The organism is Bradyrhizobium cosmicum (assembly GCF_032290525.1).
Taxonomy (GTDB): domain Bacteria; phylum Pseudomonadota; class Alphaproteobacteria; order Rhizobiales; family Xanthobacteraceae; genus Bradyrhizobium; species Bradyrhizobium cosmicum_A.
In genome coordinates this window covers 136,054-149,773 of the sequence record NZ_JASXTA010000013.1, presented here as the reverse complement: position 1 = coordinate 149,773, position 13,720 = coordinate 136,054, and the positions used below count along the sequence as shown (strand labels likewise).

Here is a 13,720-nt window from a genome sequence, read left to right as displayed (position 1 = left end):
GCCTAACAAAAGGAGTTGGGCAGGTTTCGAAAGTTTGGAGCGCTGCCGCCCTCCACGGCGGCAGCGCTCCGCTCGGAGTTTCCATCCGCCGCGACTGCGGACAGACCTTCCTTTCTCGGTTGCTCTTCTGCCGCGCGTTCTGACGCACCGCCATGAGCTTCACTGGTAGGTCGGCTGCGCCTGCCCAGCCGATCGATCGTTTCCTGGATCAAGGGCTGACCGAGCCGTACCCGCCGTTCGACCTGCTCCGCCAATACCTTGAAACGCTGCTGCCCGAGCAGGCAGGCCTCTCGCTGCCCGGATGGCAGCATCGGCGGCGTCACGGTGAGATGATAGCGCGCATGCAGGGCTACCGTCTCGGCGATGATCGCGATCTCGCGCTCGAGCCTGGCCATCTGGCCGCTTATCCGGTCTAGAGCCTCCTGAACGAGCCCTTCGATGGGTGGTGCAGGATTCAGGAATCGTTCAAGCGCCGTCTCGACAACCATGCTCTTGCCGAGTCCCTGGCGTTCGGTCGCAACTTCAAGCCGCTGAAACATGCTCTCGGAGAGCTGAACTGTGACCTTCTTGGTTCGCGCTCCTTCGTTCGGGCTCGGCTGCGCATCGCTGTCGGCTTGATTCGCAATCGAGTTGGAATGGCCTCCAAGCTCTCCATCGACTTGCACTGCTTGTTCACTCCCAATTTGCGGCCGAGACCTGCCCGCGCACCGCGGCACGCGCGGCGTCGATTTCGGAATCGAAACGGCTGAATTGCCCCCAGCGATGTCGGACTTGACACAAGGGTCAATCCGAACGTCACTTCAACTGCACCGACATCTGCGTCGTAGTCTGGCGTAGCCAAAGAAAGACAAGGCGGTCTCAAGAAGAGGGGGATCTGTAAGCCTGTGTCATTCGCGGGCAGCTAACGGGCTGCAGCGGGCCCGGGCGCATTGAGTGACGCGCCCATCGCTTGCGCGCTTCGTGGCATGCTGCCGATCTGCGGGTCGACTTATCTGACTCAGCGCCGCACGCATCGCTAGGAGCTGCCAGGTCGCATTAGGGCGCGCGTACTGATTACTCGGGCTTCTCAGAGGCGTGCATGTCGATGCTCACCTCTTTCAGGACGGTGGATCCGCTTGCAAGCCGCCGTCCCAGCGCCTCAACAAAGCGATCGTAACGTTCCGCGCCCTTGGCGCGCTCGGAGGGCGGTCGCATTTGCTGCGATATCAAAGACTTGCGAACTGAGCAGTAAAGCAAAGTGCATTTCGCGCTCAAAAGTGCTTTTCGACCCTACCTCGAAGAGTAGCCGGGCCGATCTGAAAATGCCTTCCCCTGTCGTGACGGCACGTGTTGGAGATTCTTTCCGCGGTGGGTAAATTTGAAACAAGTGCTGGCGGGGGGCACGAGTTCGCTACATCGCGGTACCCACTATTTCATAAGCCCGATTTTCTCATCGAGGTCAGCTGACCGAGAGTCCTAACGATAGTCCGCCGAAGGGCACCGTTTGTGGTCGATCGCCATCTAATCTAAGATTGTCTCGACGCAGTCTTCCGAATTCTGGAGGCCCTGCTGTGCGCCTACTGGAGCCTTGCGCACGACGAATTCAGCGCTTTTGGTCTGGTTAGGCCACATCGGATCAGACATCCAAAAGGCGGAATCAAAATCCGATTGATTATTCAACGATTCCAAATCGCGTTTGGATAAAACGGTCGAAAGGACCTGTATCCAATAGCTTAGATGCCGTTTCCAAATGAAAACACGCCCCCTGAGCTACGGCTTGAACGATCGATGTGAGCGGCGCAAGCCTCGCGCTCCCTAAGCAGGTTCAAATCCTGGCGCAACCACCGACACCGCCGTCCGGTTCGAGTCGCGATCTGACGGAGGGCCTTCCCCGCGTCCCGAACGCAGTGAGTTGAGGACCTCGCTTTCCGGGATCTCGGGCTCGGTCCTCCCTGGAGCATTCCATCGGGCCGCACGGCCACTTCGGAGTACGGCGAGGCGGCAACCCGCGCGGCTCGCGGAGTAGCGGATGGAGGCCATCCCCGCGCGAGACCGCAATCGCATTGAAACGACCCAAGCTTATCTCTCCTCAGCTCCCATGCGGGATCAGCAATTTCCATTCGCCCGCAGATGTTACCGCGAGCCGAAACCAATCGCCTCTCCTGGTCAAATACCGAAAGGCGCTGCGGAACTGCAAAAACGGGTGCGTTCGTCATGCTCCTGGCGAAGCGCGACGATCCGGCGCCCTTTCCGTGCCGCACCAATTCCGAGAGTTCCGCGTTGATTTCGCGTTCAGGATGCGCAATCATCCAGGTTCCTGACCGGCTTTGATTGGAAGCAAGTGCTGCTCGCCGGAGCGATCGGCGCCGGGAAGTTCGAGATTTTGAAAGCACGATCCGATTTTTTATTGGGAGGTTTGAGATGGCGGACGAGACGAAGCGCTGGTGTTTTGCCTGGTTCAAGGACAAGGCTGCTGCTGACGGCAACGCGAGGGCCGCGTTGGTCAAGGACAGCAAGTGGCAGAAGGGAGACGAGATACGGATCAGTTTCCTTGACGGAACGGACGATCAGAAGGCGCTGGTGAGAAGGTTTGCGTCGGAATGGGTCAATCCGGGTATGGCGAACCTGAACTTCTCCTGGGTACCGGCGAACGGCGATATTCGTATCTCGTTCAAGCACGAAGGGTCCTGGTCTGTAATCGGGACGACATGCCGACAAGTCCCGAAGGGCGAGCCGACGATGAATTTCGGATGGCTAACCCCGGGAATATCCGATGACGATGCGAGGGGAGTAATTCTGCACGAGTTCGGCCATGCGCTCGGGCTAATTCATGAACACCAAAATCCGGATCAGCCGATCAAATGGAATAAACCGGCTGTCATCGCGGATCTATCCGGTCCACCGAACGACTGGGACGAAGCCACGATCGAACACAACATGTTCGAAACCTATCCCCCGAATGAGATCGCGGGAACGAAACTCGATAAGAATTCCATCATGATGTATCCGATCCCAGCCTCCTGGACGATCGGAGGACCCGAGGTGGGCTTCAATTCAAAGCTTTCAGACGAAGACAAGAAATTCATCAAAAAACAATACTGATGCCGCTGGCCGATCGCGCACTCGTCGTGGGTATCGACAGATATCCCGCAATCTCCGCGCTTTTCGGTGCGGAGAACGACGCAAAGGCGTTTCATACCTGGGTTACGTCCTCCGGACAGGTGGATGGTCGGAACACGCTGCTGCTCACTAGCTCTGCGTTTACGGCGGCTACCAATGCGGACGAAGAGCGGCCGGCCAAAGAACTGATAGAGCGCTTCTTCACCGATATCGACAACGCCGCCGAAGCTAACAATCAGGCTGGATTGGGACACCAGGCCGGTCGACGTCTTTGGATGTTCTTCTCTGGCCATGGGTTTTCGCCGTCGCTGGACAAGTCGGCGGTGTTGATGGCCAACGCAAGTCTGAAGCGCGTCCATAGCGTCGCCTCCATGTTGTGGGCCAACCGTTTCTACGAGGGCGGATGGTTCGACGAGGTCATCCTTTTTCAGGACGCATGCCGCACCCGGATCGATGACGTCGAATTGGCACCTCCATTTCTCCGCATAAAGCAGGCCTCGCTAGGTCAGATACGTCGCCGCTTCTATGCTTTTTCGGCTAAGGACCGTTTGATCTCGAAAGAGAAGATGTTCGAAAACGACATGCGCGGAGTATTTTCCGCTACTCTGATGCAGGGACTAAAAGGGGACGCACGCGACCCCAAGACCGGCGCCATCACCACAGCGCAGCTCAAGCTGTTCCTGCAAGACAACATGAAGAAGTCGCTATCGCCGGCAGAGCTCGATGACGATGAGATAGCCAAAATACCCGAGGTCTACGACCCCGACCCGTTCGATATCCTTGCGGCGCCAGCTGGCTGGAACGCGGCACCCACTTTCCCGCTCGCGATTGCCGTCGGCAATCCCGGAGGAAGGATCTGGATTGAGGGGGCTGCATTTGCGACGGTCGCGTCGGTCAATCAGGCTCCCCCGGTGTGGTCGCTAACTTTGCCACGAGGCTTCTACAGAGTAAGATATGGCGGGGCCGAAGTAACGTTCGAGGTGACGGGGGCTTTAAAGGCGGACGGCAGCCCGGTGATTGAAGATGTCTCCATCTAGCGACCCGCCGAAACTCAACACGCTGACCGTCGACGCTTCGGCGCCGGCAGAGATTTCTGTGCTCGACGGCAGCGCAAATACGGTTGCTCGCGCCGTAGGTCACCTGAGCAGTTCGTTGCCTTCGGACATCTACAAGGTTCGGGTTCGCGTCGGTCCGACGCTCGAGGAGAGGATCGTCGCCCTCGACAGAGATCAGGAAGTCAGGATCGACGCTCCAACGGATTTTTCCTCGCCCATACCTCTGACGAATACGAGGCGCTCGCAGGACAAACACCAGGAAACGACGCGATGGGCGAGCGAGAACCTGTCGCAAGTTCTGGGGATAGGAGCGTCGATCCTGATCATCGCGCGGGCATGGTCCCGCCACGGCGATTCCGCGCCGATCAACCCGGCGACCGACCTTATGTTCATCGACGAGTCCTCCAGCATGAAGCTGGACATAGGAAAACTCGCGAAGTTCACGGCCGATGGCGACCCCATTGCCTCTTGGTCGGCCGCGGTGACGCCTGGATCGTATCGATTGCAGCTTGCTGGCGGCATCACCCGGGCCATATTCGTAACCAACAATCTCCAGACCCAGGCGTTCTTGCTGCAACGGACCACCTCGAGTTACGGAAGGTCCGATAGCGCCACCCTCGACATTGAGAACGCCGCGATTTCGATCTCGCCACAGCAATCGTTCGATCCGGGAAGTAGCCAGACTTGGCTCGCGGAGGTCGCCCGTTATGCATTGACCCAGAAAAGGAAGATCCTTTCGGAAGGAGTGTTGGATCAAGTTCTACGCGCGAAATTCGATGATCCCATGCTCGGCCTGCTGGGCGCACATCTTTTGCTTCGTGACGAACCAGACAACGTGGTGGATTTTGAGACCGTGACCCAAAATCTTTTCAACTTGCTCGGGAGCGACCATCCGGATGTGCGAGCGCTCTGCCTTGCGCGTAGGACACCGTTGTCGGAAGTACCTCGTCGCATCACGTCTCCTCCGATGTTGCGCGCCAGTTGGGATCTCGCCGTGGCGCACAGCCTCAAGGAATCTGACATATTTCCTGAGGACTCCGAGGCCAATCGCATTGCAACGCTCGTGCTACCAGGCAGTCCTTGGCTTATCTGGAAAACGCCAACCGACGGTGAGGGATCGAGCATGAGGTTGGAAGAGACATTGCAGGATTTTGTTGCGGCAAGGTCTCGCGCGGACAGGGCGCGGTCGAATGCGACGAATCCCGTCAGGTCTCGCTTGAATTCCGCCTACAGGACGCTCGCCCACGGGTTGGAAGTGGTCCGCGGCACGGCGGCGACCGTTAGAGAGGCTATGCCGGAACTGAGTTTGGACGAAAAGGGGGAATTGACAAAAGTGCTAGGCATCCCCGCGTCGAAGCTGGATTCGATGCTGCGAAAGCTCTTTCCCTGAAAATCTCAATCTACGAAGTCTGCGGTGAGGGTTGGTCCCTGTCCTTCCAGCGGCGTGTTGGGGACGGACTCGACGCTAACCGCGGCGCACTTCCAATTCACATCCTGAAGCAGGATACCGATACTGCGGACGTCCTAGCGCCTTTGCTCGCGGGAGAGGATGTCTGGATAGCCTTGCAGCTTGCGAAGTCGGCAAGTGCGCGGGCGACTGCAAGCGACGGCCGCCGACTACGTATCGCAGTCCGCGACTTACCATCGTTGCGGATGCTCATGGTCGATGGAGTGGAGGATACGACGGGAATCCACCCCTTGAGCTCGTTCGGTCCCGCCGCGACCACGGCTGATATCTCTTGGCAGCTTGAATTTGTCGTCGAGCAAGCGAACTCGGCTTGTTGCATCCGCGCGCAGTTTGTTACCGACTCGCTTTACAGTGATTTGAGCGGCCTGCCGTTGCCGGCAAGAACCTCCCTGAAGGACGGCTTTACAGGAAGGCGCCTACCATGAAGGCAAGCGGCGATTTCCCAGCGTCCTGAATGCCTGATCCGGACCGACGGTGCAGAGACCGTTCACCGCTGTACGAAGGCGCTCGGTGTATCGATCGTCGATTTCGACACTCACGGCGATGGAGGGATCCCCTGACACGATAGTCAGACTGGGAATTGATTTCACCATCTCGCCGATGTCGTGATGCGCGCCGCGGGCGTTCGCCACCATCAGATCAGAGCTGAGACAAACCACCAATTTCTCTTTCATGGATACCTCCAACCCGCCTTCAACTTAACCGATTCTCCTAAAAGGGCCTTAACGCCCTCCCGCGGCGAAGGGGGAGCCGTATCCCTGACTAGAGTAGTCCAAGCCGACAGAAACGCACATCTTAAGGAACACGCTCCTTGCGTGTTGGGTCCTATCCTTTGAACGAGGCATATCTAAATACTCCTTGTCCTGTGCAAGCGCAACGGCCAGGGCACCGCAGGCCAGCGGCGCCGCAAACGAAGTCCCTGATAATGCAGCATAAATTTCGTTTTTGCGCTGCACCAAAATACCTGCTCCAGGTGCAGTTCCATTCACGTCCACTCCGCAGGTGCTGTTGCACCAGAAATATATTGCGTCTCCGGAGGGAGCCTTTCCGACCATCCTGCTGTGCTTCTGGTCATATGCCACCACGCTGCCGGCCTCACCCCAGCCCGTCTTTCCGAAGGCAGTGACGGCAATGCAGCTTTCGTGCCGCGCGGGAAAATAGACCTGCTGATCGTTGGGATCATTGCCGGACGCGGCGACGACGGCGACGCCCAATTCGTCGGCCGCTTTGATAGCGTCTAGCACCCGATCGTCCTCGAAGGGTTCGCCCCAACTGAGATTAATGAGATCGACCTTCGCGTCGAGCAGTTTGTTGATCGCGATCGCCGCACCTAATGCGCTGACCTTTTCCGGTTCGTCACTGTGCGTGGCATCGGCGAAAAAAATCTGAGCACCGGGCGCCGCCGACATCCACCGGCGCGCCTTTTTGCTGCGGTCGCCTAAAACCCTGCAAACCAGCTCCCCGTGACCCGGCTCGAACTCGTCTCCGCCTTGTTGCCTCGCTCCACCAATTTCATGAACGTGCCGGATGCCATCGCCCTTTGAAAAGCCGGTATCAACTACCCCAATCTTGATGTTGGCTCCCCGCTTGGACCGACTGGTATCGATACCCAGACAATTCAACCACCATGCCGGTTCTACAACATCCGGAAGGCGTCTCATTGTGATCGGAACGCAATCCGCGATATCATCGCAGTAGGCTGTCCAGTATCCTGGCGCCCTGGCGACAAGACATTCGAACACCGCGCGTGGCGGCAAAACGAATGATACCCATCCGCTTTGATCGGACATGCCCATCAGCGGATCCGCTACTTCGGCATCGGCCCGTCTGATGAAGAGGAAGATCCTGGCGGCCACCCCGTTGCCGTCGTCGTCACTCACGGCGAAATCGATCTTATTCTCGCTCATGCAAACTCTATCCTGGGAAGCTTAGGAGTACCGCCCAGCGCCGCAATATGACGTGTGGGTCATACCTTGAAAAAGAATTGGCTGGCTACGAGCGCGTGAAATTGCCGCCAGCATCAAGCCGATCTCAAGAGAAGCCCCCTCAAACTTCCACAAGTCTGGGCTCAACCAGAAGACGAGTCAAGTAGCAGGCCGTTTCTTGTGCCAATACGCACTTCCGGTAACGCACGAAAGAAGCGCCGGCCAAATTCCGCTCAATTCGTATTGTAGGTCGCGATCCGCCCTCATCAGTTTCGGCGTTCGTTTGCAGCAGAGCCCCTCCTCCATCATCTTGTCTCCGGAGCAAGCAGGAACCACGTCGCTGCTGCGGCAGCTGTTCGGCAACGCGGTCGCCAGCCGGTACGTCGATTTCTGCAAGCTCGTCGGAGGCGATCTGCCGCTGCATGCGACCCGCACGCTGGCGGCGCATGCGCTGCGGGAGTTGGATGCTCTTCTCCGACAGGTTCTCGCGTCTCCCTTCGACGCCGTCATACGCGACGATCCGAGCGAGAAGGCGCTCCGAAAGAAAGCCCGAAAGTCGCTCAAGGAAATCGGTTTCGACGAAGAGGCGCGACAACGTGCCGACGGAGCGCTGAAACCGCAGCTCAACTTCAAACGGCAGGTCGAGCGTATCCTTACCCGCCTTGGTCTCGATCCCGAAGGAGAGATTGCAAAGAAGTGGCTGTCGTTCAGGGACGCGCTCTCACAAGTCCACCAACGGAGTTTCGACAAGACCCTCAGGATAGACGACGAGTTCCGCCGCACCTTCGCCGAGCCGTTCGATGCCGTGATCTGGGCCCTCGCGACTGCCCTGCAGGAACGGTACTCGGCGTTGCTCCAGCGCGCGTCGGAGATCGCGGCCATGGGTCCCGAGACCGGGATGGACGCTTTCGTGAAGGAAATTCCGGGAGCAGCCCAACTCCAGCGGCATTTCTACGATCGTCTGAACTCGGAGGATTGGCTGCCGGCCCTTGAGGAGAGAGGCCTCCTCGGCGAGCCGTCCTTCACCAAAGAGGAAGACGACACCGGATTTGGGCAATGGCCGGTCTCCCGGTATCTGCTTCGGATGGCCAAGTCGGAGAACGCACAGACGCGAGCCATCGTGCTGAAGGCGATCGGTTCGCTGGCTGCATCCGTTCATCCCGACGTCCACCACGACGGCATGGAGGTCGTAGCGGCCCTGCCGACTAACGAAGCTGCGCTGCTCGCGGACGTGATCGCCGGATGGCTGCGTCCCGACTTCGCTCTCGTTCTGCAGTTTCCGCCCGTCATCATCGAGAAGCTGGCGCGCGCCGGCGAGATCGACGCCGCGCTTAAGGTGGCCGCGGCTTTCTTCCAGGTCTTCGACACCGGCGGGCGGCTCGCGACGCTACACGATCACTTGATGTACGAGCATTTCCTGCCCAAGAGCATGGAAGATCTGGCGGCGGCCGGGCCGACGAAGGCGCTGGCTCTCTTCTGCGGACTTCTCGAACAAGTCATCGTCATCCGTAGGCGTTCGGACGAAAACTCGACGATCGACGATTCGAACTACCTTGTCGGAGACTTCGACGACAACCCGTCGCATCGGGACATACCGGCATGCATCGCCGCCGCGATTCTCCGTTGCGCCGAGTCGGCTCTGAAGAGCGATGGCTCGCAGCCACTCGCCATCGTTACGGAAGTGAAGTCGCACCGAGGGCGACTGTTCGAACGCATCGCGATGAAGATCGTCGCGATGTCTCCTGCCGCGCTACCCGACTTGGCCGCCGCATACCTAACGGACCAGAAATTCATCGACCAGGACTGGTGCAGGAAGGAGTACGCTGCGATCGCGAACGTCTGGTTCGGGTCGCTCGATCCGCAATCCCGTCAATCGATTCTCGATTTCATCTACGCGATCCCTGACGACCATCGTTTCGACGAGTGGTTTCGCAAGACTCACGGCAAGCCGCCGACGGAGCGAGAGAGACGCGAGTATCGGTTTTCCGAGGTCCGCGATGTCGTCTGGGGCTGGCGAAACGCTTTGCCCGATGCTTTGCGTCTGGAACTGGAAGCGGGCGTGGCCGAATTCGGTGATCCCGACCATTGGCGAAACACGCTCTACAGAGAAGCGGAGAGTCCGCTTACCAGCGCCCAATTGCGCGCCCTCCCCATCGAAGACTGCATCGAGTTCCTGAAGACACGGCGGGTCGAGGTTAGCGAGGACGATCATGCTTTCGCCACCGACGCGCTGGCGAATCAGCTTCGCATCGCCGCCGCGGAAGATCCGATCGCCTTTTCGGCGAAAGCCTTCGACTTCGAGAAAATGGAGCCGATCATTCTTCGTCGCTTCCTCGAGGCTATGGAACAAGCGGCCTTCAACGGCGTCTCCGTCTCATGGGGCGACCTCCTCGCGTTGATGGCCCGGCTTTGCCACGACATCCCCTCGTCTTCCGGTTCACCGTCCGCGCAGCATCGCTATCGCATCGTCAGGGGTATGATCGACGTCATCTCCGCCGGCTTGCGCACGACCGACGCAATCCCTCCTCGGCACACAGCCGACCTGCTCGGCTTAGCGCGAGCCCTATACTCCATTTCGCTACAGGTCGCCGATCCCTACGGCAATCCCGATCTGGCCAAATCCGACCCTTTCCACCACGCACAGCAGACCATCCGAGGTGCCGCGGTTGAGCTTTGCGTCCGGCTGCTGCGCTGGCTGAGGCAAAATGCGCCTTCCGACATCGACGCAACGGACGGCGCCGCGAGCGCCCTCCACGACTTTCGGTCGATCCTGGAGGCGGAGCTATCGGGTCTGTCGGACGCGACCGACGTGGGGCGGACGATCATGGGGCGGTATCTCAACCTGTTGTACGATTTCGATCCCGATTGGTTGAGAAGGCAGTTGTCGTCGCTCCTGCCGCGGGTTCCCGAGCCAAGTCGAAACCCGGCCTGGCGCGCCCATCTGGAGAACGACCGCGGTCCGGTCGATGCCCTGATGTCAGAAACCGCTTTCTGCTACGCCGACGACATCGAAAAGTTGGCGAAGCCCGACGCGGATCGCGACGCGCACAATCATCGTCTCGCAGAACATCTGCTGACACTGCACCTGCGGGGCACGCTCCCTCCTCACCTTCTGGCGCGCTTCCTGGATGTTGCTTCGGTCGGACTGCGACGCGATGCGATGCGATTGATCGGGCTGACGATCGGCACCTCGGAACAGGTCTATGCCGAGCGCGCGAAATCGTACTGGATGCAGCGCCTTGCAGCGGCTACCTCCACGACGGACCAGGAGCAATATCGCAAGGAGATCGGAGCGATCGGCCTTTGGTTCCTGTGGGTCGCCGATGTCGATTGGTTGATGAATCAGATGCTCGCTGTCCTTTCGGCCGGCTACGCTCCCAACGACGTCTACACCGTCATCCGCCACCTCGCTTCGATCGACGGGAGACAAGTCGAGCGCGTCGTGGACGTCCTGTATGCTTTAGCGATCAGCCCGCACACGGGTCGTTACGCTTTGATGGTTCAGGGCACTGAGATCCGACGCATCCTGGTTACGGGAAAGCGGAGTGGGATCGGCACCGTCGCCTCGAAGGTCGATAGAATTGTCAATCTGCTTGCCTCCAAGGGTAACGACACCTATCTGGACCTTTTGGACGGCTCAACGGAGACCTGACCTACTCGACGGACATCGCATCGATCGAGAAACCGACGGGTACCGCTGCCGCGTCAGGTGAATATTCGGGTCGGATAGAGTTCGAATAGCGAGGGATCGCCATAGGAGCTGCTGACGTATCGCACGCCGCTCTCTATCAGATCGGGTTGGCCCTCATGCAATGGGCGAGGATAGAGTCGCGAGAGAACCGCGATAGGGATGCGACTCTTGGCAGAGTGCTCGAAGTCCTGGACGCGCTCGCCGAAAGCCTGCACCCTTATGTCGGCGACCTCCGATCGCCCGCCTTCGTTGTAGCTCACGTAGACGAGTCCGAACTCGCCTGGCGGCACCTGAAAGCTTGCGGCCGAGAAGAAATCCATGGGCGCCCAAGTCCGCTTTCTGAGCGCGTCGGCCGCGACATTCTTCCAGATCAGCGCGATGGGGGTCCGCACCCGGTCGACGACGGCCTCCCCGCCGGCATCGGCCGAACAACAGATGCCGTCGCACTCGGGAAGATCCGAGGTCCATCCGAACAGATGGTCGAGCATGTTCGGGCTGTAAATCCGCGTCTTCGCGGGCAGATCGACGGTTCGGGGAGACGGCGACAAAGCGACCGTGTCCCAAGGATAGCTTCGATCCTGCTCAGGGTGGGGAGCGAGCCGCTGGCCTACCAGCTTCGCGACGACGTCGTCGACGTCGATCGCTCCCGCTTCCTCCGAATGGCGATCAACGCACCCTTCCCCGACTAGCGAAACGTGGGCGGGAAACCTGCGGCATTATTACCCAGAGATTGCGAACATTTTGGTGTCCTCCGATCGATAGGATAGAGTTTGCTGATCCGTGGTCTGGCCCCGCAGTTTCCGAGCCCGGCCGCTGTTTTGACCAAGCATTTTCTTTTGGACATCATGGCATCAAAACGATCGCGCAAGAGCAAGAGGGCGCCGCCACGCCGAAAGCGTCGAGTCACGGCCGCTGAAAAAGCGGCGCCTGGCTCTAAAAATGCCGGCAAGCCGGCTCGCGCGAGCAGCCGATCGAAATCTTTCGCGCCGACGCTATGGTATGCGCCGGGTCTCAGTTCTCACATCAAGGGAAACCGAGCTCTAAGCAAGGCGGCGCGCACCCTCGCCGAACGTGTCGCTCTCACAGTGGCACCGAAGACCGTATCGGGCGAACTTATTCAATCTTACCGCGGAAGGCTGCACGAGCGCGACATTGAGGATTTCCGGCCTCGTGCCGATGCGGTCGAGGGAGCTGTCAGGCGCCTCAAGCGGCTCGGCTTCGAGGTCCTGCGCCGTGGTCGTTTTGGCATCACGATTGCCGGCCACTCCGAGCTTGTTTCCGACGTTCTGGGTGTACAGCTCATTGTGCAGGCTCGGCCACAAAGGACGAGCGTGCGCTCCACACAGAATTTCGCGGTCAGCTACCAGGCGCCGGAAGCGGTCGACCTTTACGTGGCCCCGTCCGACTCGTTAACGGTCAGCTCCGCGGTTAGCCCTCATATCGATCATTTCGTTTTCACGCCGCCCCCGCAACTCTTTGCCGAACTGAGCGACATCCCGCCTCTCCATAACTACTTCACGCTCGATGGAGCTGCCATCCGCCGGTTGCTAAACGTACCGGAAGGCGTGTCCGGGGAAGGTGTCAAGGTAGCCATCGTCGACACCGGATTTTTCAAGCATCCATTCTACACGTCGCGCAATTTCGACTACCGCCCGATGGCGAGCGCAACGGCACCGGATCCGGAGAAGGACCTGATCGGACACGGCACCGCCATCGCATTCAATGCGTTGACCGTAGCCCCGCGAGCAACACTTCTCGGCTTCAAGCAGACCGAGCCTCCACAAGACGCTCTGGAAGCCGCATCTGACGCTGGAGCCGATATCATCAGCGGCTCGTGGGGATGGGACAAGGAACAATCATTCCCGATTCTCGAAGCCACTATCCGCGCGCTCGTCCGGGAAGGAAAGATCGTCGTGTTTGCGTCCGGAAATGGCTTGCAGGCGTGGCCTGGCAGCATGCCCGAAGTCATTTCTGTTGGCGGCGTCTTCTCCGCCCAGGACGGAACGCTTGAAGCAAGCAATTTTGCAAGCGGATACCTCAGCAGCCTCTATCCGGGCCGCCGTGTTCCCGACATTGCGGGCCTTTGTGGTCAGAGACCGGCAGGAATCTACATCACGATGCCGTCGGCGCCTGGCAGCATCCTCGACCACAATCTGTCTGGCCCGTCTTTTCCTGACCGCGACGAGACGGAGGCCGATGATGGCTGGCTTTGCTCGAGTGGCACGAGCAGTGCAGCTCCACAAGTGGCGGGATTGATCGCGCTATTGCTCGAACAAGCACGCCGGGACGGAATTGTCCTGACCTCCGAGCGAATCCGCGACGTGTTGCAACAGAGCGCCAGGCCAGTCGAGCGCGGCAGTAGCGCGCAGGGCATTCCCGCAGTCGGCCACCCGAACATCGCGGTTGGCTATGGACTGATCGACGCGGGTAATGCACTTGAGCGGATCAGACCTTGAGGGCCTTTCCTGTCACGACAAGGTCG

Annotated in this window: 9 protein-coding genes and 1 pseudogene; 5 read left to right on the top strand and 5 right to left on the bottom strand. The window is 59.3% G+C overall.

From position 1 onward, the window contains the following. Positions 1-2 precede the first annotated feature (2 nt). Both QSV46_RS23380 and QSV46_RS23375 read right to left on the bottom strand, forming a co-directional pair. Positions 3-665 (bottom strand): hypothetical protein, encoded by a 663-nt coding sequence (locus QSV46_RS23380; RefSeq protein WP_314957211.1) that lies wholly within the window; start codon positions 663-665, stop codon positions 3-5. A gap of 388 nt (positions 666-1,053) precedes the next feature. Continuing rightward, positions 1,054-1,185, bottom strand: a pseudogene (locus QSV46_RS23375) (CopG family transcriptional regulator); the annotation flags it as partial. Between the two features lie 1,215 nt (positions 1,186-2,400). Between QSV46_RS23375 and QSV46_RS23370 the strand changes: the two are divergent. The 3 genes from QSV46_RS23370 to QSV46_RS23360 are packed head-to-tail and all read left to right on the top strand — an operon-like array spanning position 2,401 to position 5,544. Further along, on the top strand, positions 2,401-3,081 hold the full coding sequence (locus tag QSV46_RS23370) for a M12 family metallopeptidase (RefSeq protein WP_085398556.1): 681 nt from the start codon (positions 2,401-2,403) through the stop codon (positions 3,079-3,081). After that, positions 3,081-4,136, top strand: coding sequence for a caspase family protein (locus QSV46_RS23365; RefSeq protein WP_314957205.1), 1,056 nt, complete (start codon positions 3,081-3,083; stop codon positions 4,134-4,136). Before QSV46_RS23370 ends, QSV46_RS23365 begins: the two co-directional genes overlap by 1 nt. Continuing rightward, positions 4,123-5,544, top strand: a complete 1,422-nt coding sequence (locus QSV46_RS23360) for a hypothetical protein (RefSeq protein WP_314957201.1) — start codon at positions 4,123-4,125, stop codon at positions 5,542-5,544. The genes QSV46_RS23365 and QSV46_RS23360 overlap by 14 nt, the downstream gene beginning before the upstream one ends. 494 nt (positions 5,545-6,038) lie before the next feature. Here the strand turns inward: QSV46_RS23360 and QSV46_RS23355 are convergent, their stop codons facing one another. Then, complete coding sequence (locus QSV46_RS23355) at positions 6,039-6,296, bottom strand: hypothetical protein (protein ID WP_144030583.1); 258 nt, start codon at positions 6,294-6,296, stop codon at positions 6,039-6,041. Positions 6,297-6,344: 48 nt separating this feature from the next. Further along, positions 6,345-7,529 carry a S8/S53 family peptidase gene (locus QSV46_RS23350; RefSeq protein WP_314957196.1) on the bottom strand — a complete coding sequence of 395 codons (1,185 nt, stop codon included), beginning with the start codon at positions 7,527-7,529 and terminating at the stop codon, positions 6,345-6,347. Between the two features lie 301 nt (positions 7,530-7,830). Between QSV46_RS23350 and QSV46_RS23345 the strand changes: the two genes are divergently transcribed. Beyond that, on the top strand, positions 7,831-11,199 hold the full coding sequence (locus tag QSV46_RS23345; protein WP_314957194.1) for a hypothetical protein: 3,369 nt from the start codon (positions 7,831-7,833) through the stop codon (positions 11,197-11,199). 53 nt (positions 11,200-11,252) lie between these two features. On the opposite strand, the gene QSV46_RS23340 is transcribed toward QSV46_RS23345, so the two are convergent. Next, positions 11,253-11,726: a hypothetical protein gene (locus QSV46_RS23340; protein ID WP_314957192.1), complete on the bottom strand. Its 474-nt coding sequence runs from the start codon at positions 11,724-11,726 to the stop codon at positions 11,253-11,255. Positions 11,727-12,008: 282 nt separating this feature from the next. Between QSV46_RS23340 and QSV46_RS23335 the strand changes: the two genes are divergently transcribed. Further along, a complete protein-coding gene (locus QSV46_RS23335; protein ID WP_314957189.1) occupies positions 12,009-13,694 on the top strand; it encodes a S8 family serine peptidase in 1,686 nt (561 codons plus the stop codon). Positions 13,695-13,720 lie beyond the last annotated feature (26 nt).